21 protein-coding genes are annotated in these 24072 nt (G+C 65.3%); 13 read left to right on the forward strand and 8 right to left on the reverse strand.

The genetic code is table 11. The annotated features are described in order from the left end of the window. Positions 1-37 precede the first annotated feature (37 nt). The 5 genes from hglS to ACYVAN_RS11830 all read left to right on the forward strand — a co-directional run bounded on the left by hglS (position 38) and on the right by ACYVAN_RS11830 (position 8703). Entirely contained in the window at positions 38-1435 is a 1398-nt protein-coding gene (gene hglS / locus ACYVAN_RS11810) for a 2-oxoadipate dioxygenase/decarboxylase (RefSeq protein WP_460958757.1), read from the forward strand. A gap of 27 nt (positions 1436-1462) precedes the next feature. Then, positions 1463-3010, forward strand: coding sequence for an L-piperidine-6-carboxylate dehydrogenase (amaB, locus tag ACYVAN_RS11815; protein ID WP_460958759.1), 1548 nt, complete (start codon positions 1463-1465; stop codon positions 3008-3010). Continuing rightward, positions 3007-4164: a Glu/Leu/Phe/Val family dehydrogenase gene (locus tag ACYVAN_RS11820; RefSeq protein WP_460958761.1), complete on the forward strand. Its 1158-nt coding sequence runs from the start codon at positions 3007-3009 to the stop codon at positions 4162-4164. The genes amaB and ACYVAN_RS11820 overlap by 4 nt, the downstream gene beginning before the upstream one ends. Then, positions 4161-5672 carry a sodium-dependent transporter gene (locus ACYVAN_RS11825; RefSeq protein WP_460958763.1) on the forward strand — a complete coding sequence of 504 codons (1512 nt, stop codon included), beginning with the start codon at positions 4161-4163 and terminating at the stop codon, positions 5670-5672. Before ACYVAN_RS11820 ends, ACYVAN_RS11825 begins: the two co-directional genes overlap by 4 nt. Positions 5673-5781: 109 nt before the next feature. Beyond that, positions 5782-8703 (forward strand): FAD-binding and (Fe-S)-binding domain-containing protein, encoded by a 2922-nt coding sequence (locus ACYVAN_RS11830; RefSeq protein ID WP_460958765.1) that lies wholly within the window; start codon positions 5782-5784, stop codon positions 8701-8703. A gap of 269 nt (positions 8704-8972) precedes the next feature. Here ACYVAN_RS11830 and ACYVAN_RS11835 read toward each other — a convergent pair whose 3' ends face one another. After that, positions 8973-10073, reverse strand: coding sequence for a pyridoxal-phosphate-dependent aminotransferase family protein (locus ACYVAN_RS11835; protein WP_460958767.1), 1101 nt, complete (start codon positions 10071-10073; stop codon positions 8973-8975). Between the two features lie 663 nt (positions 10074-10736). Continuing rightward, entirely contained in the window at positions 10737-11405 is a 669-nt protein-coding gene (locus ACYVAN_RS11840; RefSeq protein ID WP_460958769.1) for a GntR family transcriptional regulator, read from the reverse strand. A 160-nt stretch (positions 11406-11565) separates the two neighbouring features. Here ACYVAN_RS11840 and ACYVAN_RS11845 point away from each other — a divergent pair, with 160 nt between their 5' ends. From ACYVAN_RS11845 to ACYVAN_RS11865, 5 genes are all read left to right on the forward strand, one after another. Then, complete coding sequence (locus tag ACYVAN_RS11845; protein ID WP_460958771.1) at positions 11566-12378, forward strand: sugar phosphate isomerase/epimerase family protein; 813 nt, start codon at positions 11566-11568, stop codon at positions 12376-12378. Between the two features lie 36 nt (positions 12379-12414). Next, entirely contained in the window at positions 12415-13182 is a 768-nt protein-coding gene (locus tag ACYVAN_RS11850; RefSeq protein WP_460958773.1) for an SDR family NAD(P)-dependent oxidoreductase, read from the forward strand. Positions 13183-13305: 123 nt separating this feature from the next. Beyond that, positions 13306-14721, forward strand: coding sequence for a GntP family permease (locus ACYVAN_RS11855; protein ID WP_460958775.1), 1416 nt, complete (start codon positions 13306-13308; stop codon positions 14719-14721). A 73-nt stretch (positions 14722-14794) separates the two neighbouring features. Beyond that, complete coding sequence (locus tag ACYVAN_RS11860; RefSeq protein ID WP_460958777.1) at positions 14795-15694, forward strand: transketolase; 900 nt, start codon at positions 14795-14797, stop codon at positions 15692-15694. After that, positions 15691-16674, forward strand: coding sequence for a transketolase family protein (locus ACYVAN_RS11865; protein WP_460958779.1), 984 nt, complete (start codon positions 15691-15693; stop codon positions 16672-16674). Before ACYVAN_RS11860 ends, ACYVAN_RS11865 begins: the two co-directional genes overlap by 4 nt. Positions 16675-16928: 254 nt before the next feature. On the opposite strand, the gene ACYVAN_RS11870 is transcribed toward ACYVAN_RS11865, so the two are convergent. The 5 genes from ACYVAN_RS11870 to ACYVAN_RS11890 all read right to left on the reverse strand — a co-directional run bounded on the left by ACYVAN_RS11870 (position 16929) and on the right by ACYVAN_RS11890 (position 20570). Beyond that, positions 16929-17513, reverse strand: a complete 585-nt coding sequence (locus tag ACYVAN_RS11870) for an NADPH-dependent FMN reductase (RefSeq protein ID WP_460958781.1) — start codon at positions 17511-17513, stop codon at positions 16929-16931. A 92-nt stretch (positions 17514-17605) separates the two neighbouring features. Then, positions 17606-18202, reverse strand: a complete 597-nt coding sequence (locus ACYVAN_RS11875; RefSeq protein WP_460958783.1) for a DsbA family oxidoreductase — start codon at positions 18200-18202, stop codon at positions 17606-17608. 38 nt (positions 18203-18240) lie between these two features. Then, the gene (locus ACYVAN_RS11880) at positions 18241-19470 is read right to left on the reverse strand and encodes an MFS transporter (protein WP_460958785.1); all 1230 of its coding nucleotides are present in this window, start codon (positions 19468-19470) and stop codon (positions 18241-18243) included. Next, positions 19467-20156 (reverse strand): YczE/YyaS/YitT family protein, encoded by a 690-nt coding sequence (locus tag ACYVAN_RS11885; RefSeq protein WP_460958787.1) that lies wholly within the window; start codon positions 20154-20156, stop codon positions 19467-19469. Before ACYVAN_RS11885 ends, ACYVAN_RS11880 begins: the two co-directional genes overlap by 4 nt. An 84-nt stretch (positions 20157-20240) precedes the next feature. Beyond that, positions 20241-20570, reverse strand: a complete 330-nt coding sequence (locus ACYVAN_RS11890) for a VOC family protein (protein ID WP_460958789.1) — start codon at positions 20568-20570, stop codon at positions 20241-20243. Positions 20571-20742: 172 nt separating this feature from the next. Between ACYVAN_RS11890 and ACYVAN_RS11895 the strand changes: the two genes are divergently transcribed. Then, positions 20743-21405 (forward strand): TetR/AcrR family transcriptional regulator, encoded by a 663-nt coding sequence (locus tag ACYVAN_RS11895; protein ID WP_460958791.1) that lies wholly within the window; start codon positions 20743-20745, stop codon positions 21403-21405. A gap of 599 nt (positions 21406-22004) precedes the next feature. Here ACYVAN_RS11895 and ACYVAN_RS11900 read toward each other — a convergent pair. Beyond that, on the reverse strand, positions 22005-22688 hold the full coding sequence (locus ACYVAN_RS11900) for a GntR family transcriptional regulator (RefSeq protein ID WP_460958793.1): 684 nt from the start codon (positions 22686-22688) through the stop codon (positions 22005-22007). A gap of 88 nt (positions 22689-22776) precedes the next feature. Here ACYVAN_RS11900 and ACYVAN_RS11905 point away from each other — a divergent pair, with 88 nt between their 5' ends. After that, complete coding sequence (locus ACYVAN_RS11905; protein ID WP_460958795.1) at positions 22777-23697, forward strand: ornithine cyclodeaminase family protein; 921 nt, start codon at positions 22777-22779, stop codon at positions 23695-23697. Between the two features lie 158 nt (positions 23698-23855). Further along, the gene (locus ACYVAN_RS11910; RefSeq protein ID WP_460958797.1) at positions 23856-24020 is read left to right on the forward strand and encodes a hypothetical protein; all 165 of its coding nucleotides are present in this window, start codon (positions 23856-23858) and stop codon (positions 24018-24020) included. Positions 24021-24072: the final 52 nt, after the last annotated feature.

The following is a 24072-nucleotide window of genomic DNA, read 5'->3' on the forward strand; positions in this document are numbered from 1 at the left end:
TCAGTGCAAAGCACCGGGATAAGCAAGGAGAGAAAACATGGCCATCCTGCAATGGGAATTGCGCGCAGCGTTCGCTCAGCGGCTCTCGACGATGTACGGCAACGAAGTACCTGCCTATACAAGGCTCGTTGACGTCTGCCAGGAAGTGAACCGAGACGTGTTGGCCAAGGAGCCCGAACAAGCGCAGCGTCTGGGCAACATCGACCGAGTCACCGCAGAACGGCATGGCGCGATCCGCGTGGGCACTCCGGAAGAACTACGGCAGGTAGGGCAGATCTTCGCCGCGCTCGGGATGCACCCGGTCGGTTTCTACGATCTCCGCGATGCTGCCGTAAGCGCGGTTCCCGTGGTCTCCACCGCTTTCCGGCCCATCGACGAGGAAGAGCTCGCCCTCAATCCCTTCCGTGTGTTCACCTCGGTTCTCACCCCTTCGGACCGTCGCTTCTTCGGCTCTGATCTGCAGCATCGTCTCGAGAACTTCCTGTCTTCGCGCAGCCTCTTTCCCGCAGAACTGATCAACTTGGCGCGGCGGTGCGAGCAGGAGGGGTACCTGGGTCAGGTCGACGCCGAACGGTTCCTCGACCTGGCCGTAGCCAGCTTCGAATTGTCCCACGAGCCAGTGGACCGGAGGTGGTATGCCGAATTGGAACGGGTCTCGAGCGTCGCTGCCGACATCGGCGGTGTGAGCACCACCCACATCAACCATCTCACCCCTCGCGTGCTCGACATCGACGAGTTGTACGAGCGGATGCTGGGGCGCGGCATCACGATGATCGACGAGATCCAGGGACCGCCTCGTTGGGAAGGTCCGGACGTGCTGTTGCGCCAGACTTCGTTTCGCGCACTGGCCGAACCACGCCGGTTTCGAGAGGTAGACGGATCCGTGACCGAGGGCGCTCTGCGGGTGCGGTTCGGTGAAGTCGAGGCACGGGGCATCGCGCTGACGCCCCGGGGACGAGCGCGCTACGACGAGCTCGGTACCGAGGTGGACCGTCGTCGCGCTGCAACGGGAGGCAATCGTGCCGAGGTGGCCGCCGAGATGTGGGGACAGCGCTTCCCCCGCACCGAACAAGAACTGGTACACGACGACCTCGCGTATTTCACCTTCACCGTCGACACCGGACGCGATCGCAGCCCGACACCACCGCCACCGACGTTGCCCGAGCTGATCGAACAAAGGTGGGTCAGTGCCGAACCGATCGTCTACGAAGACTTTTTGCCGCGTTCGGCGGCCGGGATCTTCCAATCGAACCTGACGGACGACGGTTCCAAAGACCTCACCCAACAGGCCACCACCCTGGACAGCTCCTGGATGTCCGGCGTGCTGGAACGCACCCTGCACGACCCCTACGACCTCTACGCGCAGCAGTGCGAACGATCGCTGGAGGCCGTGCGCCAAGCACTCGGCACACCGGTTACCGGCACGCACCGATAAGAGAGCTCAACCGAAGGGACAAGATTCATGTCGAGGACTTCCGCAACCACGCTGACCACCACGACCGAACTCACCGGGCGCGCCCGCACAGCTCTCCACGCGTGCGGCGCGATCGGATACGACGACACCGGTGAGTGCACCTTCGCCGCACGCTCGCCGATCACTGGTGAGGACCTGTTCACCGTCGTGGGCTCATCCGAGCCCCAGGTTCGCGAGGCCATCAACTCGGCCAAAGATGCTTTTCCTGCCTGGCGCGACACACCCGCACCCGTGCGCGGCGCACTGATCAAGCGGTTCGGGGAACTACTCACCGAGCACAAGCATCACCTGGCGGACCTGGTGACCATCGAGGTCGGCAAGATCGGCTCGGAGGCGCTCGGTGAGGTCCAGGAGATGATCGACATCTGCGATCTCGCCGTGGGCATGTCACGCCAGCTCGAAGGACGAACACTGGCCTCCGAGCGCCCCGGGCACAAACTGGTGGAGACCTGGCACCCCCTGGGGGTGGTGGGTGTGATCACCGCGTTCAACTTCCCCTGCGCCCCGTGGGCCTGGAACACGGCTGTGGCTCTGGTCTGCGGCGACACCGTCGTGTGGAAACCCTCGCAGCTCACGTCACTGACAGCGCTGGCATCCTCGGCGTTGCTGGACCGCGCGATCGCAGATGTCGAGGCCCCCGCCGGTATTCATCAACTGGTGCTGGCCGGCTCCGTCGAGGCGGCGCCGCTGCTGGACAGCCCCGACGTGCCGCTGGTCAGTGCGACCGGCTCGGAACGGCTGGGGCGCGAGATCGCCCCGCGCATCGCGGAGCGGTTCGGCCGCGCGATTCTCGAACTGGGCGGCAACAACGCGGCCATCGTCGCGCCGTCGGCAGATCTGGACCTCGCCACCCGGGGAATCACGTTTTCGGCTGCGGGTACCGCCGGGCAACGGTGCACGACGATGCGCCGCGCGATCGTGCACGAAGACATCGTTGACGAGCTCGTCGCTCGGCTGACCAAGACTTATTCGAGTCTCAACATCGGTGACCCGTTTTCGACCGAGACCCTGGTCGGTCCGCTGATCAACGAAGGCGCTTACGTGGCGATGTGCGACGCTCTGGAACAGGCCGTGTCCGAAGGGGGAGAGGTTGTCGCCGGTGGCCGGCGGTGCCTGACTGACGAGGCCGCGGGGAGCTACTACGTCGAGCCCGCCATCGTGCGCATGCCCGCACAGACCGCAGTCGTCGAGCAGGAAACGTTCGCCCCGATCCTCTACGTGCTGACCTACCGCACATTTGAGCAAGCCGTCACCCTCCACAACGCCGTGCCGCAAGGCCTGTCGTCAAGCATCTTCACCACCGACCAGCGCGAAGCCGAACGGTTTACAGCTTCGGCCGGGTCCGATTGCGGCATCGCCAACGTCAACATAGGCACCTCAGGTGCCGAGATCGGCGGCGCGTTCGGCGGCGAGAAGACCACCGGCGGCGGCCGTGAGTCGGGCTCGGACGCCTGGCGCGGCTACATGCGTCGAGCCACGAACACCATCAACTACTCCACCGACCTGCCGCTGGCCCAAGGGGTGAACTTCGCATGAACATGGACGATTTCTCCCACGCCGACGAGTGGGGGCCGGAAAAGATCGTGACCGTCGCCGACACCCGCATCGGCATGCGTGGTGTGCTCGTGATCGACAACACCGCACGAGGCATGGGCAAGGGCGGAACCCGCATGAGCTCCAGCCTGACCATCACCGAAGTGGCCCGCCTGGCGCGAGTCATGACCTGGAAATGGGCGGGTGTCGATCTGTTCTTCGGTGGCGCCAAGGCCGGCATCCGGTTCGACCCCACCTCGACGGAAAAAGAAGCGGCGTTGCGCAGCTTCGTGCGAGCCCTGTCCAGCGAGGTGCCCGAAGAGTATGTGTTCGGCCTCGACATGGGACTCACCGAGCACGACGCAGCCATCATCCAGCACGAGCTGGGAGATCGACGTACGGCAGTCGGCAGCCCACGAGAAATCGGGGGCGTGCCCTACGACCAGTGGGGCGTGACCGGTTACGGGGTCGCCGAAGCCACCGAGCAGGCCGCCCAGTGGCGCGGGCTGAAGACCAGTGGTGCTCGCGTCGTGGTGCAGGGCTTCGGAGCCGTGGGTGCCGCAGCAGCCGAACGCCTGCACGCTCTCGGTGCGGCAGTCGTGGCCGTGTCCACATCGGAAGGGGCCATCTATGATCCTGACGGGCTGGATGTGTCTGCGGTATTGCAGGCCAAGCACGAGTGGGGCGATGCTCTGGTCCACCACATCACGGGAGTGAAACACCTCAGCACCGGCGAAGAACTCACTCTGCCCACGGATGTGTTGATCCCCGCCGCGCGACAGGACGTCGTCGATGCCACCACAGCCGGTCAACTCTCGGCATCGGTCGTGGCCGAGGGCGCCAACCTGCCACTGACCGAGCAAGCACAACGCGTGCTCGCCGAGCGCGGCGTGACCGTGGTGCCGGACTTCATCGCCAATGCCGGTGGAGTCGTAGCGGCCGCCTACGCGATGGATGCACGCCACTCGGCCTTTCCTGCCGAGCCCCCTCGGATTCGCGCTGCCGTATCCGAGCGACTGCGTGCCAACACCCTTCACGTGCTCGACGAAAGCGGCCACAGCGAATCCACCACCCACACAGCGGCACGGCGACTCGCCGAACAGCGCGTACGCACTGCCATGGAGCTCAGTGGGCGGACCAGAGGAGGCTTGCGATGAGCACCGAGAAGTTCGGATCGCGACTGGCGTTTCTGGCCGCATCCATAGGAATGGCCGTCGGCGCCGGTAACATCTGGCGGTTCCCTCGGGTGGCCGCGGAATGGGGCGGCGGCACCTTCCTGATCGTCTGCGTCATCGTGATGCTGGTCTGGTCAGTGCCACTTCTCATGGCGGAGTCACTCATGGGATCGCACAGCCAACTCGGAACGATCGGAGCCTTTCGCGACTTCGTCGGCCGAAAATTCGCATGGATGGGCGCCTTCATGGCACTCGTCACCGTCGGGATCGCCTTTTACTACGCGGTCGTCTGCGGTTGGTCACTGAGGTACTTCACTCGCTCGCTCACCGGTTCCTTCGGCAATGCCAACGTCGACACGCAGGCGGTGTGGAGCAGCTTCACCTCCAGTCCGCCGCAGACCATCCTCTTCCACCTGCTCGCGGTCCTGCTGGTTGGGGCGCTCGTCTTCCGTGGGGTCAAAGGTGGCTTCGAGACCGTGTTGAAGATCGCGTTACCCGCACTCTTCGTCATCATGGCCATCCTCGCCATCCGTGCCATGGCTCTGCCCGGTGCCGGCGAAGGATTGCGGCACCTCTTCGCCATCGAGTGGTCCGACTTCGGCAACGTGCGCATCTGGCTGGAAGCATTTACCCAGGTCGCCTTTTCCACCGGGGCGGGTTTCGGGTTGTACCTGACCTACTCCGTCTACACACGTCACCGTGAGAAGGCAACCAGCAACGCTTTCATCGTCGTCGGCGGTAACTTCCTCGTCTCGATCCTCGCCGCGATCGCCGTGCTCGTGCCCCTCTTCGCTCTCGGCTCGGCTGGATTCGCCCAGCAGGCCGTAGAAGGAAGCAACGAAGGCCTGGTCTTCATCTACGTCGCGCAGTTGTTCGCCAAGATGCCCGGTGGCGCGATCTTCGCGGCGCTGTTCTTTCTCGCGCTCACCCTGGCCACCCTCTCGACGCTGGTCGCATTCGTCGAACTCGCCGTGCGGAACGTCGTCGACATGGGACTGCGGCGTCACTATGCCGTCGTCGCCGTGACGGGAGTGATTTTCCTGGGGGGTATCCCCTCGGCGATCAACCTGGACTTCCTGAGCAACCAGGACTTCGTGTGGGGCATCGGTTTGCTGCTCACCGGGTTCCTGGTGTCCATCGCAATGCGGAGTTATGGAATCGCCCGGGCCCGCGCCAAGCTCACCGAAACCGGCCGCGTGGCCACCGCGGTGTGGTGGGCGTGGTCCATCCGTGCGGTCCCGGTCCTGTTCGCCGTTCTCCTGGGCTGGTGGATCTACCAGTCGATATTCCAGTTCGCCCCCGACAGTTGGTGGAACCCCTTCGAGACATCCAGTCTGGCGACCTTGCTCATGCAGTGGGCACTTGCGCTGTGTGTCGTTCTGGCCCTCAACAGTTTCCTCGTTCGCAAGGTCGCGGCCGGCCCAATGTCGATCCCGGGTGGTCGTGGTGCTGGGTCCATGACCCCGAAGGAGCCGGAGATCAACCACTAGAACGGATCGACTGCTATCGGGGTGAATCGGCTGGATCCCTTGAAACGCCCGGCGTGCATAGCAGGAATGCGGGCGGCCGGACGAGAAGCAGGCAGTCAGGAGCGAGTAGATGGTTACCAGCGGCAACCAAAAGAACAACATCGAGCAGTGCGAGCATGACCTGCGCCAAGAACTCGGCCCGGCAGCTGCCGAGATCGTCGATTTCAGCCCGGGTCGGCGCGCCCAGTACTCCGGGGACGCGTCCAACTATCGGGTGGTCCCGGTCGGGGTTGTCACTCCACGCACGGTGGAGGACGTCGTTCGCACGGTTCGGGTGTGCTTCCGCCACGGCGTACCGCTGGTGCCCCGTGGAGGCGGCACCAGCATCGCAGGCAATGCCATCACCGAAGGCCTCGTCCTCGATGTCTCCAAACACCTGAATCGTGTCCTCGAAGTGGACCCTGAAGGTGGCCGGGCGCGGGTGCAGCCGGGGGTGGTGCTCGACGACCTGCGGGCGGCAGCCGCTTCCCACGGTCTGACCTTCGGTCCCGACCCTTCAACGCACAATCGCTGCACGCTCGGCGGCATGATCGGCAACGATGCGTGCGGCTCGCACTCCGTGGCGTGGGGCCGCACCAGCCAGAACGTCTTGGAGCTGGATGTGGTGCTGGCCGATGGCACGCAGATGACCGTCGGCCAGCACACCGCAGGCGACATTGACGACATCGTCGCCCGCGGTGGCGAACGCGGCCGGATCTTCCAACAACTGCGCACCTTGGTGGAGCGGCATCGCGCCGAGATCCGCCTGGAGCTTGACCAGTTCCCCAGGCAGGTCTCCGGGTACCCGCTGCACTACCTCCTGCCCGAGAAGCGCTTCGACCTCGCCAAGGCATTGGTCGGCACCGAAGGCACTTGCGCGATCGTCGTGTCGGCCACGGTCAAGCTTGTGTACACCCCGCCTGAACGCTGCTTGGCCGTGATGGGCTTTTCCAGTGCTGTCGCCGCGGCTCAGGCAGTACCGGAGATCCTGCGCGCACACCCGTTGGCCGTCGAGGGCATGGACAGTGTTCTCGTGGACGCCGCACGGCACCGGAGTACGCAGCATCTGAACGGAATCGAGCAACTGCCACCGGGTAAGAGCTGGCTGTACATCGAGGTCGGCGGCGAGACCGCAGAGGCCGCTGAACGCGCGGCCCGCTCCCTGATGCCCCAGCTTCGGGAGCATTCGACGGACACCACCGTTGTGGCCGACCCTGCTGCACAGCGGCAGCTGTGGCGCATCCGGGAAGACGGAGCCGGACTCGCCACGCGTCTACCGGACGGTGGCGAGGCCTGGCCGGGCTGGGAAGACGCCGCCGTCCCTCCCGAAAACCTGGCATCCTACCTGCGGGATTTCGAAGAACTGATGCAGCGCCATGGTCGACGCGGAATTGTCTACGGGCATTTCGGCGAGGGATGCCTGCACGTGCGCATCGATTTTCCACTCGCTACCGAGGGAGGAGCGCACGAATTCCGGAAGTTCCTGGAGCAAGCCTGCGAACTCGTCGTCACCCATGGAGGCTCGTTCTCAGGGGAACACGGTGACGGCCGGGCCCGCGCCGAGTTCCTGCCGTTGATGTACAGCCCCACGGTCATCGAAGCTTTCCGCGAGTTCAAGGCCATCTTCGACCCCGAAAACCGGTTGAATCCCGGTGTGCTGGTGCAGCCTCGCCCTATCGACGCCGACCTTCGCGTCCGGCCGGGCCGCAGCTTGGACATCTCGCCGGTGTTCTCCTACGACCATGACGGCGGTGATATGGCCGCTGCCGTGCGCCGATGCGTGGGCGTCGGCAAATGCCGAACCCAGCGGTCGGCCGGCGTCATGTGCCCGAGTTATCAGGTCACCGGCGACGAGAAGGACTCCACGCGCGGCCGTGCCCGCGTGCTCAACGAGATGCTCAACGGTGGCGTCATCGAGGACGGCTGGCAATCAACCGAGGTACGTGACGCACTGGACTTGTGCCTGTCCTGCAAGGGCTGTAGCCACGACTGCCCCACCCAAGTGGACATGGCCACCTACAAATCCGAGTTCTTGTATCACCATTACCGCCGCCGATTGCGGCCGGCCTCGCACTATTCGATGGGATGGTTGCCGCTCTGGGCCAGACTGGCCAGCACGGCGCCACGGTTGGTCAACGCCGCAAGCAAGTCGTCACCGGCGGGTGTGCTCAAACGGCTCGGCGGCATCGCCCCCGAACGAGCTATCCCCACCTTCGCCTCCCAATCCTTCAAGAGCTGGTTCCGCACGCGCCGCGCCTCGCCGGACGCAGGCAACCGAGGCACCGTCCTGCTGTGGGCCGACTCGTTCGGCAATGCCCTCAACCCTGGCCCATTGCGTGCGGCTACAGAAGTTCTGGAAGAGATCGGCTTCCGGGTGATCGTGCCTCCCGGAACCCAGTGCTGCGGACTCACGTGGATCACGACCGGCCAACTCGATGTGGCACGGCGAGTTCAGCGCCGCACCTTGAAAGCGATCACGCCGTATCTTGACCACGTATCCGCGGTCGTGGGCATCGAACCGAGCTGCACGGCCACACTGCGCTCTGACCTGCCTGACCTGTTGTCCAGTCACCCGACCGCGAAGCGTCTTGCGCACATGACCAAGACCTTTGCCGAGGCGATCCGCGAGCTCGCCCCGGACTGGCAGCCGCCGAAGCTGCCGACCAGGACGCTGCGGCAGACGCACTGTCACCAACACGCGGTCATGGGAGACCAGGATGATGCTTGGTTGCTGACCCGCATGGGTGTACAGGACACCAAACTCAACTCCGGCTGTTGTGGCCTCGCCGGTAACTTCGGATTCGAGAACGGTCACTACGACGTCTCGATGGCCGCAGCAGAACAGGTGCTCCTACCAGCAGTTCGCGCAGCGGACGACACCGTCCATGTTCTTGCCGACGGTTTCAGCTGCCACACGCAGATCAAACACGGGGCAGATCGGCATGCACAGCACCTGGCCGAACTCGTTCGCCAAGCCCAGCAGGCATCCGCGGAGGGCGGAGCAATTGCGTAGGCCGGGTGCGATGACTGATCACCCAAACGCAGCCAGCCCGCGGACCGGACGGTCGGCGGGGCGTGACCTGGTTGCGCAGTCGTGCCGTACGCCCTTCCCGCGCGTGCGGGCATGATCCGTCCACAGTAGATCCACAGTAGATCCACAGTAGATCCACAGTAGACGGAGTTTCGGTCGGTATTCACCAACCCGTCCGCGACGACTTTTTTGTTAAATGAAACGGCAGTGCGGCCCGGCCACCTGCGTGGTGACCGGGTCGCGGTTCGAGGTCAGCGACCGAGAACCCGGCGCAGGCTACCGAGGATGGCCTCGACTTGCCCAGGGCCGGCGTTGGGGCCCATCAGACCGATGCGCCACACGCTGTTGGCGTAGTCGCCGACACCGCCGCCGATCTCGATGCCGTAGTCGTTGAGCAGCTGCTTGCGCACGTCTGCGGAATCCACGCCTTCCGGCACGACCACACTGGTGAGCTGGTGCAGCCGGTTCCCTTCTGCGGCGAAGAGTTCCATCCCCATCTCCTGCAGGCCGGACTGCAGGGCTTCACCGGCCTCGCGGTGGCGCTTGGTCACCGCGGGCATACCTTCCTCCAGCACGCGTCCGAGCGCATCGTGCAGCGAGGCGACCATCGCGGTGGGCGCCGTGTGGTGGTAGGCCCGACCGCCGGAGCCCCCGCCGGTGACGTAGTTGCCGATGAGCCCGAGATCCAGGTACCAGGTCGTCGGCTTCTCCACCCGACGCTGCCAGGCCCGCTCGGAGACCGTGAACGGGGCGAGGCCGGGCGGCACCCCGAGGCACTTCTGGGTGCCCGCGTAGGCGATGTCGACGTTCCATGCGTCGAGCTCGATCTGCTCCCCTCCGATGGAAGTCACGCAGTCGACGAGCAGCAGGGTGTTCTCGTCGCGCTCGCGCAGTGCGGCACCGAGCTTTGCGATGTCGCTGCGCGCGCCGGTGGAGGTCTCGGCGTGCACGGCGGCGACGATAGTGGGGGACGGATGCGCGGCCAGCACGCGCTCGACGTCCACGGGTCGACCCCAGGTGTGATCCACGCGTACGACCTCGGCGCCGTAGCGGGACGCGACATCGCACATCCGTTCGCCGAACAGGCCGTTCACCGCGATCACGACGACATCGCCTGGCCGCACGAAGTTGACGAAGGACGCTTCCATCCCGATCGAGCCGGTGCCGGAGAGTGGAAGGGTCCGGAGATTGTCCGTGCCCCAGACCGCGCGCAGACGGTTACACGTCTCGTCCAGCATCGCGAGGAACTCGGGATCCAGGTGTCCCAGCATCGGGGCAGCAAGCCCCGCCGTCGCCTCCGGGTACGCGTTCGTGGGGCCTGGACCGAATAGTGAGCGCTCAACCAGTGCCATGCGGCCACTCTAAGCGCCTTGCCGCACGGCACTACGCCGCGGCGGTTGACAACCATCGTGCCTGGACACAGGAGTTTCCAATAGGCGGAACAATGCTTTCATTGGCGTCTTGGTGAGCACGGTGAGTAATATCACAGCGATCATGTCGATCGGACGGAAGTCAGTGCCGACCAGGGTGCTGGCGGTTCTCCGCTGCGGCTTCTCGAGCCGCCACATCCTGGTCGTGCCTGTTCAACGTCGGTCCGGCGTGACATCGGGACCCCAACGCGCGGTCGCGGGGACCCCAGATGCTGGCGTTGGCCATCGCGCGCTGAGCACACTCGGCAGTGCCACTTCGTCCCACGTAGGCCAGGTCGAGGTGCTGCACTGTCGCGATGTTCGCGGTCTCGCCGGCCCGTCGATCTCCGCATCGATGGCAACCCGGGCGACGACCGGTAGGCGGCCCCACGCTCGCTGCTACGAGAAGCCGTTCCCCACGTCCCGGCTACCGGGTAGCAACCGAACCCCTGTGCCATGCGGCCGCCAGTAATCCTGCCGCGAGGCTCCGGGAGAAAAATGGACGAGCATCCCCATTTGCGGGGCGGGGGCGCCCGGGCGAATCCGCGTTCGTGGATACCGGACCATCCCCGCGCTGCGGCCGGATCGCTTTCCGGTCGTTACTGGTTACTCCTCGAGGATGGCGACGATCCGTTCGGTGGTTTCCCGCATATGGGTGCGCACGACATCGCGAGCACGGTCAGCGTCGCCTGCTTCGATGGCATCGACGATCGGCACGTGGCGTTTCCAGTCGATGTTGCGCAGCGCGAGCTCCTGTCCGGATCGGCTGATGGTCGCTCTGGTGAGCCCGGAGATGTGCTGCCACGACTGCACCAGTGTCTCGTTGCCCGTCAGCTCGCATAGCTGTTGGTGAAAGCCAAGGTCGGCTTCGACCAGCTTGGCCAGATCCTGCTCGGTGTTGCGGAGCTTGTCCAGTGATTCCCGTAGTGCCCGCACGGTTTCCGTGCGTTCGGGCAGTTCGCAGAGCGTCTCCACGGCGAGTGTTTCCAACGACCGGCGTACCGCGAAGATGTCGCGCACCTCGGAGGTCGTCAGCGCTCGGACCAGAAGCCGTCCTCGTTCGCCGGCCACGACAAGCCCCTCTTGAACAAGGTGGCGCAAGGCCTCTCGCAACGTGCCGCGGGACACGGAGAGGGCCTCGCTGAGTTCGGTCTCGATGAGCCGGGTGCCAGGAGCGAGCTGACCACTGCTGATGGCCTCCCGCAGTTTGTGCAGGCTCTGCTCGCGCAGCGTGTTGCGGTCTACACCGCCAAGAGCGGGGACGTCTAGGGACAACGGATGCTCGCCTTTCGTCTTGCTCGAACGAGGAGTTTCGCCCCCCAGTCTAGTCGATCCCACGGCCGACTGCTGCCAGTTGACTGTTGACAGTCGACGGGCAACCGGATTCACTGTGCGCTACCTGACGGATGAATCGCCTGTTGCATGGGAGTGCCGGATGAGTGAACTGGGCTGCTCGACGATCTCGTTTCGCCACAGACCGCTATCGGAAGCTCTGGCAGCGATCTCAACGCTCGGAATGAGGGGCATCGACATCGGCGGGATTCCGGGAGTCTGCGAGCACCTCCCGAGCCCGCCGTGCCCGCACCTCGATGGCATCGCGGCAGAGATCCGAGCCTCAGGTCTTGATGTTTGGGCTCTCAACGCGGACCCGGGGTCGTTGAACGATCCTGCTCTGGATGACGAGGTGCTCGTCCGCGAGGGAAAGGGATTGGTGGCACTCGCCGCTCGACTCGAAGCTGCCCTGATCGTGCCGTGTGGCGCTCCCTCGTGGACCCCCTTCGTCGATGAGTCCGTCGATCTCACCCGCCTGGCGCGGAGGCTCCGGACGCTGAGCGCCGTGGCTGCCGATAGCGGTGTTCGCCTGCTCGTGGAAGGGCTGCACCATCATCGGTTCTGCCACAGCGCTGAGCGGCTGCGGGCGCTTCTCGATCTGGTCCCCGCCGATGCAGCCGGGCTCGTCTTCGACGTCAGTCACGTCGCCGCCGGTGAGATCGACGAGACCGCCCTCGCTCGCGAACTTGCCGGTCGAATCGAGCACGTACACCTTCGCGACGCGGTGCCGGGCGACATCAATCTCAGCATCGGTCACGGCCGGGTCGACTTCGCCGGCGTGGTGCACGAGCTGAGCGACCAGGGCTACGCGGGCCATTACGTCCTCGAACTCGAAACCCATGACGTAGACGAGGAAAACCGGGACAGGGCCGCAGGACGGGCACGGGACGTCATCTCGGCCCTGCTTCCCGCGTGACTGAAGACCAACGACAGCGAAAAGGGAGAGACACGCATGCTCGACAACCCGTCACGGACGGCAGTGATCACCGGTGCCGGCTCGGAGCGAGGTATCGGCAGGGAGGCCGCCCAGCATCTGGCCGCGGCCGGTTTCGCCATCGCCATCCTCGATATCGATGAGACCGCGGCCGAGCACGCCGCCGCCGTTGTCGCCAAGGAAAACGAGGTCGAGGCGATGGGCATCAGTACTGATGTCACCGACGCCTCCTCGGTCGATCGGGCGATCGAGGCGATCGAATCCTCGAGCCTGCCGCCGGTCGGCGCGTTGGTGAACAACGCGGGGATCACCCGCCCGAGTCGGTTCCTCGACATCGACCGGGCCGAGTGGGACCTGGTCTTCGAAGTCAACGTCACCGGTACCTACCTCGTGACCCAGCGGGTGCTGCCCGGTCTTGTGGAGCGAGGCTACGGCCGCATCATCAACGTCTCTTCGGTCAGCGCCGAGCGCGGCGGCGGCGTGTTCGGTGGTACGCATTACTCGGCTGCCAAGGCGGCGGTCCTCGGTCTCACCCGCGCGTTGGCCCGAGAAGTCGGTGAACACGGTGTGGTCGTCAACGCGGTCGCGCCGGGACTCATCGATACCGACATCACCGGTGGTTTGCTGACCGGGGAACGCAAGCAGCAGCTCATCGCCGACGTCCCGGTTGGCCGTAACGGGAACACCACCGACGTGGCAGCCATGGTCACATTCCTGGCAGGGGAGAGCGTCGGCTATATCACCGGCGCCACCTTCGACATCAACGGTGGCTCGCACATCCACTGACAGAGACATCGGTGATCGATGTCCCGTTGTGTCCTATCCGCATTTCTACCGCCCTCCGGACCAGGACGGCGGTGCCACTGCTCGCTCCGCCTCAATGTTGAGGCCCACGGAAAGACACGTGGTATGTCAGATTCGCTCATCCTGCTGCACACCGCGATCGCGGTGAGCGGCATCGTGCTGCTGATTGTCGTGGCACGCATCAATCCCGTCATCGTCCTGGTACTGGGCTCGTTGCATCTCGGTCTGGCCACAGGTCTCGGATTCGAGAACACCACTGCTGCCGTCGCTCAAGGCTTCGGCGATCTCATGGCGGAAGTGGGCTTGATCATCGGATTCGGCGTCCTGCTCGGCTCGCTGCTGTCCGTGACAGGAACCCTGCAACGTATCGTCGACGTCCTTCTTCGGGTCTGCGGACGCGAAAAGTCGCCGTATGTGCTCGGACTGTCCTCCGGCATAGTATTCCCGGCGATCTACTTCGACGTGGCGCTGGTGATGCTGGCGCCGATCGCCAAGTCCGTGGTCTCGCGTCCCCGAGTCGGCGCAACGACCGCACTGGCGAAAGATGGTCCCGGAGCCGCCCATTCTCCGACGACGTTGGAGAAAAACGATTGCGCCGGCATCGCCATAGCAGGTGGCGCATTGGCGATCGGTCTCGAAGTCGGTTTGCTCATGGTGCTACCCGGGGCAGCAGCGTTGGCCGGCGCGGGCGCTCTCCGAGTGCCGTTGGGCACGATGCTCTTGTTCGGCATTCCGGTGGGGATTGTGGCCATCATCCTTGGCATCTTTCTGCACAGCGCTCTGATGCGGCGTACGTGGCGGCCGGACAAGGACGAGGCCGATGCCAACGGGGGTGTGGACGGCATGTCCGTCGCGGAGGTCGAACAGCCGGCTCGGCAGCTTCCCCTCCTGGTGATGCTGTTGCCGATCCTTGTTCCACTGGCCCTGATCGTGCTCGGTACGTTCGCCGAGACCACCGGGATGAAAAGCGGCTTGATCGATTTCTTCGCAGATCCGGTCGTGGCCTTGCTGATTGGCCTGTTGATCGCCTGTGCGGTCACGGTGTACGTGCTCTCGCGTGATGCGGTGGAAAGAGCGCTGAGCAAGGGCGCGGCCACCAGCGGCACCATCCTGTTGTTCACGGGTGTGGCCGGCTCGTTGGGTGAAGTGATCAGCCGGACAGGAATCAGCGACATCGTTTCGGGCCTTTTCGAGGCGAGTTCGTTGTCCCCGCTGTTGTTGGCATGGGTCGTGGCAGCTCTGTTGCGGCTCGCGCAGGGGTCCGGTTCGGTTGCTGCGATCACGGCAGCCACGTTGCTCGCTCCGGTCGTGGGAGGGCTGGATACGTCTGCTGTGCTCGTGCTGCTGGCCGCAGCGGCCGGGGCGAGTTTCGGTGGGCATGTCAGCGACAACACATTCTGGATGTTCCGCGCGCTGCTGGGCCTTTCCACGCGAGGAGCTTTCCAGGTCTACACGCTCGCGCAGTCGATCATGTCGGTTGTCGCCCTGGCCGTGGTCCTCGGGCTCAGCGTGTTCGCGTGAACCCCGTTCCGCCGGTTGATCACTCTCTCGGGAACTTCCTCAGTCGGCACTACGATGGATGGAGCACCATCTCATGACTGAAAACAATGTCAGTACGAACCTGCTGGAAGAGCGCGGACACTCGCATGTGGTGCCGCGCCCCGATGAGGTTCGGCGATCCGCATGCGATGCGTTCGCGCATCGCATGCGGCATCACATTCTCGACATGGGCGAAGCCCAGGGGCAGGGCTACGTGGGTCAGGCGCTCGGTGTGGCCGACATCCTCGCCGCTGTGTACGGTGATCAACTCCGGTATCGGCCGGAAGATCCGCACTGGCCCGAGCGGGACCGCTTTCTGCTGTCGATCGGCCATTACGCCATCGCGCTGTACGCGGCACTGGCGGAGGCGGGCGTGCTCGACACCGAAGAACTGACCACCTACGGCACCGACGACAGTCGGCTGCCCATGTCCTCCATGGCCTCGTACACCCCCGGGATGGAGATATCCGGGGGATCCCTCGGCCACGGACTGCCGGTGGCCGTGGGCATGGCACTCGGTCTGCGACAGAGAGGCAGCGAGGCCCTGGTCTACAACTTCCTCTCGGACGGTGAGCTCAACGAGGGATCCACCTGGGAAGCCGCGATGGGCGCAGCCCACCATGGCCTCGGCAATCTGATTGCCCTGGTCGACGTCAATGCGTTGCAGGCCGACGGGCCGACTTCGACGGTGCTCTCCGCCGAGCCATTGGTCGACAAGTGGAAATCCTTCGGCTGGCGCGCTGCCCGCGTCGAGGGCAATGACACTGCCGAGCTGCTGCACGCACTCGACACGCTCCGGGCAAGCGGTGAGGAACGGCCACGGGTCCTGATCTGCGATACGAAGATCGGAAAAGGCGTTCCCCTGCTGGAGAACCGGGACAGGGCGCATTTCATGCGGGTCGACGAGCACGAGTGGCAGATCGCTCGTGAGGAACTGGACGGGAGCGCACGATGACGAGGAAACGACTTACGACTTCGGCGATGATCGCCTCTTTCGCGGAAGAAGGACAGCGCACCACCGCAGCACCGTTCGGGCACGCGCTGTCGCGCCTGGCCACGGAACGCGACGAGATCGTTGGCATGACTGCTGATCTCGGCAAGTACACCGACATGCACATTTTCGCCGAGAACTTCCCCGAGCGCTACTACCAGATGGGAATGGCCGAACAGCTGCTTTTCGGGGCAGCGGCGGGCATGGCAGAAGTGGGTTTGGTGCCCTTCGCGTCGACCTATTCCGTGTTCGCCACGAGACGGGCCTACGATTTCCTGTGCTTGGACATCGCCGAACCTGGGCTCAACGTCAATATCGTCGGTGGATTGCCGGGACTGACCACCGGATACGGGCCGAGCCACCAGGCCACCGAAGACCTTGCGATCCTGCGGGGCGTGCCCGGACTGACTATAGTCGATCCGTGTGATTCGGTGGATCTCGAGCAAGCCGTTCCCGCGCTGGCCGATCTGGACGGCCCTACTTATCTCCGCCTGCTGCGGGGTAAAGTTCCCACGGTCCTCGACGAGTACGACTACCGTTTCGAACTGGGCAAGGCCGCGGAACTGCGCAGTGGTCGCGACGTTGTCCTCGTCTCCAGTGGACTGATGACGATGCGCGCCCTGGCCGCGGCAGAGGCGCTGGCCGAGCACCGGGTCGACACGGCCGTCGTGCATTGCCCGACCATCAAGCCGCTGGATACGCAGACGATCCTTCGGGTCGCCGGTTCCGACCGGATGCTGGCCACGGTGGAAAACCACACCGTCATAGGCGGCCTGGCGGAGTCGGTGGCGAGCACGCTGGTTACCAACGATGCCGCCAGGGGACTGGTACCGATCGGCCTTCCCGACGAGTTCCTCGCTGCCGGTGCATTGCCGACGCTGCACGACCGTTACGGACTGTCCACCGACCGCATCGTGAAACGCGTCCTCGAAGCACTTGGTTGATACCGCGGAATCGGCTGGGACTTCTGTTCTGCCCGGGACGGCTCTTGTAGGAGCGACGGGCCCCTTCGGGCAGTGCTGGCATCGTCCGCGAGCAATGGCGTCCACATGGGACGGCCGTGGTCAGGATTTCGCCTGCCCGGTGGCTGGCCACTAAGTTGTCGTTACGGTTTCTGCTGGGCCGGCCGCTGTTCCGGCTGGAACAGCGGCCGGCCCAGGATGGTCGGCAGTCGGAAGTGGGTACGAGTTAGCGGCCGTCAGGCCGGGTAGGGGTTCTCTGCGCGCGCGGTCCGCAGCGCGCGGGCCCACCAGGACAACTGATCGAGGAGCTTCTTGGCGGCGGCCTCCGCTCCGTCGGGTGCGGACCCGTCGTCGAAGGCGCCCCACGGGTTGTGGAAGCTGATCATGTCCCGGACGGTCATGGCGTGGACCTCGGCGAAGACCTGCCGCAGGTGCTCGGCGGCCCGCAGGCCGCCGCCCATGCCTCCGTAGGAGACGAGGGCGACGGGCTTTGCGGCCCACTCGCTCAGGTGCCAGTCGATGACGTTCTTCAGCGAAGCGGGGAACGAGTGATTGTACTCGGGCGTGATCACGACGAACGCGTCGGCGGCTTCTATGCGGGGCGTGATGCCGTCCTTGATCTCCCGGGTGGCGGGATCGGGTTCCTGCCCGAACCCGGGAATGGCCAGCGGCAAGGGGTGGTCGATGAGATCGATGACGTCGACTTCGACATCGGGGTGTTCGTTGGCCTGACGAGCGAACCAGTCGCAGACCTTGGCGCCCAGGCGGTTCTCGCGGACGCTGCCGATCACGACGGCGAGCTTGAGGGGTGCGGTGTGCATTGCATCTCCATTTCGGGTCGGAGGTTTGTGCTGGTGTGTGAGTACGTTTCCGGTGCCGAGTGGCCGATTGCGGACCGTCGGTGGACGGTTCGTCAGTTCGCGGCGAGGAGGCGTTCGAATGCGGCTCGGCTCTGGTCGCCGACGAGTGGTCCGTCGGTGTCGGTGAGGATGACTGGGACGCCTCGTACGTTCAGTTCGCGAGTGCGGTCGGCACGACGCACCAGCTCGGCCTCGTCCTCGGCATCGGGTGTGCTGTGCAGGCCCGCTTCAGCGGCCAGGTCGGTGAGGGTGCGGGCGTCGGCGATGTCGAGTCCGTCGGTGAAGTGGGCCCGGAAGAGCCGTTCGGCCAGCTCTTCGGCGCGATGGTGGCGCTCGGCGTGCACGAGGTGGAGGTGGGCGGGTCGGGTGTTGGCGTTCAGGGCCCGGTCGTAGTCGAGGACGATCCCCGCTTCCGCGGCCTTCTTCGCCATCTCGGCGGCCGAATCGAGGGCGGCGGGGCCGAACTTGCGGGTCAGCACGGCCTTGAGCGGTTCCGGCTCGGGTGGAGCAGCGGGGTCGAGTTGGAAGGGCAGGAAGTTGACCTCGGCGCTTCCGCCGGCCGCGCGGTGGGTCTGCAGGGCCTGCCGCAGGTGGTGGTAGGCGAGGTAGGAGTGGGAGCAGATAACGTCGATGACCATGGTGATCTTCATCGGAGCCTCCTTGAGGAGTGGAAGAGGGACTAGGGGAGTCAGCGCAGGGTTCCGGTGCGGGAAGGCGCGGGGGCGGAAGTGGTCGGGTTCGGGCTTGCGGCGCCGCTGAGGCTGGTCCGAGCGAACAGGAGGGCAGCCAGGGCGAGCGCGGGCAGGGTGGCGACCAGGAAGAAGCCGGTCCCGGTTCCGGTGCTGGCCAGCAGGGGGCCGACCAGTAAGGGGGAGAGGAACTGCCCGGCGAAGGTAGCGGTCCCGGACAGGGAGGTCGCCTGACCGCGTACCGCCTCGGGAACCCCTTCGCCGACCAGCACGGTCACGACGGGGAAGAAGAGCCCCTGACCCAGGCCGAACAGCACGGGGGCCATAAACAGCAGGACCGGCTGCCCGGTGGTGGCGAGGAGGAGGAACGCCACGGCCCAGAGAGCGACACCGGTGTGCAAGAGGGTGAGTTCGCCCAGCTTTGTGCGCAGGGGGGCGTATGCGAGGCCGACGAGGCTCATCACCGCGGACATGCCCATGGTGTAGAGCGACACGAGCATCGGGCTCTCGACCCCGGCGGCGGCCAGCTGCTGGGGCAGGAAGACGATGAGGGCGTAGAGCAGGAGTGAAGAGAGGAACTGCAGGCCGTACCAGGCCAGGAGGATGCGGTGGCGGCGCAGTAGGGCCAAGGCCCCCATGCGCCGATCCGGGGCGCCACCGGCGGGCTCCGCCCGCGGGAGAACGAAGAAGGTTGCGATGCCGAGCGGGACGCCGATGAGGTAGATCGCGAAGGGCAGGTGCCAGGAGATGCCTCCCACCGCTCCGGCGGCCAGCGGCCACAGGACGCCGCCAAGGCTGGTGGCGGTGGCCCGCCAGCCCATGGCCCGGTCCTTGGCCCGGCCCTGGAAGAGCGTCAGCAGGGCGACGGTGGTGCCGGCGAAGACCAGCGAGGCTCCGGCGCCGAAGACGAGACGCGTGACGAGCAGCAAGGGATAGCTGTTGACCAACCCGCCGATGCCCCCGGCCAGTCCATACACCACGAGGCCTGCCGCGAGCGGGGCGCGGATGCCGGCTCGGTCGAGCAGGCGCCCGGCCAGGGGGCTGGCGACGGCGATCCCGAGGCTGTGGGCGGTGACGATGAGTCCCACTGCCGTTCCGCTGAGGCCGAGGTCTCCGCGAATGAGCTCGACGACGGGAGAGAGGACCGAACCGGCCATCACGCTCAGCGTGGAAGCCAGCAGCAGGAGCGAGAGGATTCCGGCGCGGGACGAGGTGGCGGGCGCGGTCATCGGGCTACTCCGATCGCGAGCGGGGGCACGGTGGCGCGGATGGGCAGTCCGTGGTTGGTCAGGTGCAGGACGCGTGCGTTGAAGGTCATCAGCGGCTGGATGAGACCGTCGACGCAGCAGAGGAAGGCGAGCGTGCCTATGCCGACGGGCCCGCCCAGCAGCCAGCCGGCTGTCAGCAGGACGGTTTCGATGCCGATCTTGGCGCCCCAGAACGGCACGCCCCAGCGCTGGTTCAAGCTGATGACCAGGAGATCCATCGCGCGGATCCCGATGCCACTCATGATGATCAGCGCCGAGCCGTAGGCGCACAGCAGAATCGCGGCCACCAGGGTCGGCATCGGCGCGAGCCTGCTCAGGTCGACAAGACGCAGCAGGTCGATCAGGGAACCGCAGAGCAGGAAGGTCACGAAGGGCATCAGGATCGGGCGGCGGCGGTTCCACAGGGACCAGATCGCGATGCACACGGCGGCGATGGCGGCCTGGGCCAGTCCGATCGTCCCCGGCAGATGTTCGAGAAGTCCGAGGGACAGGACATCGAGCGGGTCCACGCCAAGGTCCGCGTGAATGAAGAGTGTGGCTCCGGCGGCGAAGAGGACCAAGCCGGTGAGGTAGAGCGCGAACCGCGGCAGACGGTTGCGGAGTGCGTGGCCGGTGGTGGGGTGTGTGACGGTGGAGGCGATGGGCACGGCGGTCTCCCGTGGGCGAGTGCGGAGGTCCGTGCGGTCGCCCGCTTCGGGCGGGCGACCGCTTGGCGCGGGCGGCCGGCGCCCTCAGGCGTTGACGAAGACGAGGTTGTTGCCCTGTGGATCGGTGATCTCGAAGCGCTCACCGGTCTTGTGCGGGGCGATGTCGGTGGCTCCCAGATCGGCGAGGGCCTCGTGGGCAGCGGGGATGTCAACTTCGGTGAAGGCGATGGCCATGGGCTGGTCGCCGGTCTTGGCGTTGGTGACGATCAACTCGCCGCCGTGCCCGGTGTCGAAGACGACAGTGGTGCCGGGGTACTCCTGCAGGACCTTGAGTCCCAGCCGGTCGCGGTAGAAGGCGACCATGGGGTCGAGATCGTCGCAGAAGAGTTTGGTGACCGTGAGCTTGCCGAACATTCCGGTGTCCTTTCGGTGTCGTCCGCCGGTCGACTGCGGGCAGTCGGCGGAGACGAGGTGTTAGAGCCTCCTGCGGGCTGCTGGGTTTCCGGCGGGCCCGACAACGAGTAAACTACACCGTGCAGTTTTCAATGTAAACCACACGGTGCAAATTTGAGGAGACCGAACCGTGATGACCTCTCCCGACGCCCCCCGCACTACATCCGGCCACACCGGCCGCCCGGGCAAGCGCGCGGCCATCGACTGCGCAGCCCGCACCGTCTTCGGCAGGGAGGGCTACCAGCGAGCCAGCGTCGACAGCATCGCCGCCGAGGCCGGCGTCTCCAAGCGCACGATCTACAACCACCACCAGGACAAGGAGCAACTCCTCCTTTCTGTCCTGCAACAGAGTTCGCAGGCCGTGGCCGCCCATCAGGAAGAGCTGATCGACCACTACCTTGGTGAGCCGTCCCCCGACCTCGCGTCCGCTCTGACGGCTCTCGGCCACGCGCTGGCCACCCCCCACGAGGACTTCGAAAGCCACTTCGCCCTCGTTCGTGTGATCTTCGCCGAGGCGGCGCACCTGCCGTCAGACGTGCTGGAGGGCTGGCGCGAGACCGGCCCCGGGCGCGTGCGGGCCCGGCTGGCGGGTGGGCTCGGTGCGCTGGCCGACGAGGGTGCGCTGCGTGGTGGCGACGAACCGGAGACGCTGGCCGTCCACTTCACCCAGCTGGTGACTTCGGAGGTGCACGAACGCTCCTTCCACGGCGCACTGCCCCTCTTGGCTGACGAGACGCGGGCGCTGGTCGAATCCGGAGTCACCGCGTTCCTCGAGCTGCACGGACCGACGCCCTGAGGGGCCCGAGGCTGTCCGCGAACGCGGGTCAACGGGCTCCGCTGGCCAGGCGGGTCCTTTGAGGACAGCCACCTGCCGGGGGCTCCGAAATGACAGGACAAGGCGGTTCCGTTCGCTGCCGTCCGTTGTAGTTCGGTGCGATATAGAGCGCTGTCATCCTCCCGAGCTCCCGCTCCAATAGGCGTGTCCTCAGGAAAGATGAGCAAGGCGATCCCTGAACAGCGTTACTTCAAAGACTTCGACGCGCCGCTTCTGCTCCTCCAGCGGGCAACGCACGATCTTCCGCATGCGGAAGGAAAGTCGTATGACGCACCCGGTCTTCGTGGTGGTTTGAGACGGCGCGGGAGTGGCGCACTATTCGCACGCATTGAGCTGCCCGCACCCGAGTAGCGGCGCGGTCGCTGGGTGTACCGGCACTCCCAGCGGCCGCGCAGCGCGGGGCGACCGCCTGGACAGTCGAGCAATGCGTTGTGCTGCGGTATTGCCAATGCCCGAGATTTGGACTCGCGCCCTCGGCCTGCATGAGCAAGCGGCCTCAACGCGCCCGCCTATGGCGTCAGTCGAAGTGGATGATGTCTGAGGGGAGAAAGCCGCTCGGCTCAGGAACCGTCTTCGGTTCGTCCGGCCCAGATGCCGCGGCTGTGGGCGAGGTGTTTGCGCATCAGAGAAGCCGCCTCATCCGCGTCGCCGCGTTCGATCGCGTCCATGATCTCGATATGTTCCTGCCCGGACCGCGTCAGTTCCCCGCGGTCCGCGAGCTTCTGCAGGCCCTGCATGCGGGCTTGGTCGCGCAACTGGCCGACCATCGTCACGAGACGCTGGTTGCCCAGTGCTTCGAGCAAGCCGAGGTGGAACTGCCTGTCACGTTCGAGGAAGGAGGCGAGCTCTCCCTCGCTGGCGGCTTCGGTGATCTGCTCGGCGAGCTGTCGAAAAGCCAGCGCGTCGGTGCTGTCCAAGACCTGGGCAACCTCAGATATGGCTGAGACCTCCAGCATGGTGCGCAACTTGAAGATCTCGTCCAGATCGTGCTCGGTGAGCATGGGCACCCGAAAACCACGGTTGCGGATGATCTCAACCATGCCGAGATGGGCGAGATCCATGACCGCCTCGCGTACCGGAGTCACTGACACGCCGAGATCCGCGGCCACGGTGACCACGCTGACGACCTCACCCGGTTCGATTTTGCCCAGGACGATCTGGTTCCGCACCGCCTCGCGCGCCTGTTCACGCAAACTGACCGACTTGAGCGGTGTGGAAGAGAGCGCGTCGCGCGAGGGAGTCATACCTCATGCATAACACGGTGCCTCCCTATCGTCGACCGACGGTTTAAGGTGTAAGGTATTACATGCAACATCCTATGATGGGAGAACCATGCGCACCATCACGGTCGGTGACCGCGACATTCGGGAAGCAGTGACGATGCCCGAGGCGATTGAGGCCGTGCGGCGCGGCTTCATCGACCTCGCCAACGGCGAATTCGAGATGCCGGTACGCACTGCCCTAAAAGACGGGCAGTTCTTGGTGATGCCTGTACATCACCAAGCCACGGCGTCGGCAATGGTCAAGACCCTGAGTCTGAACTTCGAACGCACGCCCGCCATCTCCGGCACCGTGGTGTGGAGCGAAACGAGCCGCGAGGACCGTCTCGTCGCGGACGCCGGGGCAGTGACAACTTTGCGCACCGGCGCCGTCGTCGGTGTTGCCACCGACTTGCTCGCCGAGCCGGAGGCCGGCCGCTTGGCCATGATTGGCGCTGGGGGCCAAGCAGCGGACCAGATCCGTGCTGTCCACGCAGTTCGACCGCTACGTCATCTGACGGTGGTCGACATCGATCCACAGCGAGCCCAAGCGCTTGTCGAACTTCTGTCTCCGGAACTTGAGGGAACCGAGATGGACATCGCGAGCGACGTGGAAGCCACGGTTCGAGACGCGGAGATCGTCTGCTGTGCCACCACTGCCACCCGATCGTTGTTCTCGGAATCGGCTTTGCCGGCAAAGGTGCATGTCAACGCCATCGGTGCTTTCCGTCCCAGTATGCGCGAGCTGCCTGATGAGCTTCTCGCGGACAGCACTGTCGTGGTCGACGAACTCGACGCGGTACTCGAAGAATCCGGCGAGATCATCCAGGCGCTGGAAGCGGGAGCAATTACCAGGGAGTCGCTGACTGAACTGGGCCCCGCCCTCGCAACCGATCAGAGCAACAACCGCAAGCGAACGGTTTTCAAGACAGTCGGGGTCGCCATCCAAGACTGGGCGATCGCGCACTTGCTCGCTGACAAGTTTCTTTCCTGATTTGACCGACACTCTCGGCCGCCGGCCACGCCGTCAACAGTAGCAACGCTTGGTACTCCGACGTCACTTTGTGATCTTGGCCGGTCGGGTGCTTATCGCAGATGAAGACGGCCACCACCTGATCATGCGGTGTTGCGCTGATACCGCATGATCACGAGGTGACCGACATACCCACAGCACCGGCCCCGCGGAAAGGCCTTCGTGGCTACCGCTGGGTCTGGATCGCGCTGTCCTGTAGCCCACGCCAGTCCATGTTGATCCGTCGCGCCCGCACCACCGGTGAACGCGCCGACGATCGCTACACCGCGCAGTCGTTGCCCTGATCGAGCTGGTGCGCGTAGACCGGGTGGCGCTGGCACGTCGAGGACTCGTTCC

The sequence above is a fragment of the Parasphingorhabdus pacifica genome (assembly GCF_054779195.1).

What these genes read in the sequence shown, in the direction of transcription:
- hglS (WP_460958757.1), top strand. Translation starts at nt 38, where the DNA reads ATGGCCATCCTGCAATGGGAATTGCGCGCAGCGTTCGCTCAGCGGCTC.
- amaB (WP_460958759.1), top strand. Translation starts at nt 1,463, where the DNA reads ATGTCGAGGACTTCCGCAACCACGCTGACCACCACGACCGAACTCACC.
- ACYVAN_RS11820 (WP_460958761.1), top strand. Translation starts at nt 3,007, where the DNA reads ATGAACATGGACGATTTCTCCCACGCCGACGAGTGGGGGCCGGAAAAG.
- ACYVAN_RS11825 (WP_460958763.1), top strand. Translation starts at nt 4,161, where the DNA reads ATGAGCACCGAGAAGTTCGGATCGCGACTGGCGTTTCTGGCCGCATCC.
- ACYVAN_RS11830 (WP_460958765.1), top strand. Translation starts at nt 5,782, where the DNA reads ATGGTTACCAGCGGCAACCAAAAGAACAACATCGAGCAGTGCGAGCAT.
- ACYVAN_RS11835 (WP_460958767.1), bottom strand. Translation starts at nt 10,073, where the DNA reads ATGGCACTGGTTGAGCGCTCACTATTCGGTCCAGGCCCCACGAACGCG.
- ACYVAN_RS11845 (WP_460958771.1), top strand. Translation starts at nt 11,566, where the DNA reads ATGAGTGAACTGGGCTGCTCGACGATCTCGTTTCGCCACAGACCGCTA.
- ACYVAN_RS11850 (WP_460958773.1), top strand. Translation starts at nt 12,415, where the DNA reads ATGCTCGACAACCCGTCACGGACGGCAGTGATCACCGGTGCCGGCTCG.
- ACYVAN_RS11855 (WP_460958775.1), top strand. Translation starts at nt 13,306, where the DNA reads ATGTCAGATTCGCTCATCCTGCTGCACACCGCGATCGCGGTGAGCGGC.
- ACYVAN_RS11860 (WP_460958777.1), top strand. Translation starts at nt 14,795, where the DNA reads ATGACTGAAAACAATGTCAGTACGAACCTGCTGGAAGAGCGCGGACAC.
- ACYVAN_RS11865 (WP_460958779.1), top strand. Translation starts at nt 15,691, where the DNA reads ATGACGAGGAAACGACTTACGACTTCGGCGATGATCGCCTCTTTCGCG.
- ACYVAN_RS11870 (WP_460958781.1), bottom strand. Translation starts at nt 17,513, where the DNA reads ATGCACACCGCACCCCTCAAGCTCGCCGTCGTGATCGGCAGCGTCCGC.
- ACYVAN_RS11875 (WP_460958783.1), bottom strand. Translation starts at nt 18,202, where the DNA reads ATGAAGATCACCATGGTCATCGACGTTATCTGCTCCCACTCCTACCTC.
- ACYVAN_RS11880 (WP_460958785.1), bottom strand. Translation starts at nt 19,470, where the DNA reads ATGACCGCGCCCGCCACCTCGTCCCGCGCCGGAATCCTCTCGCTCCTG.
- ACYVAN_RS11890 (WP_460958789.1), bottom strand. Translation starts at nt 20,570, where the DNA reads ATGTTCGGCAAGCTCACGGTCACCAAACTCTTCTGCGACGATCTCGAC.
- ACYVAN_RS11895 (WP_460958791.1), top strand. Translation starts at nt 20,743, where the DNA reads ATGACCTCTCCCGACGCCCCCCGCACTACATCCGGCCACACCGGCCGC.
- ACYVAN_RS11900 (WP_460958793.1), bottom strand. Translation starts at nt 22,688, where the DNA reads ATGACTCCCTCGCGCGACGCGCTCTCTTCCACACCGCTCAAGTCGGTC.
- ACYVAN_RS11905 (WP_460958795.1), top strand. Translation starts at nt 22,777, where the DNA reads ATGCGCACCATCACGGTCGGTGACCGCGACATTCGGGAAGCAGTGACG.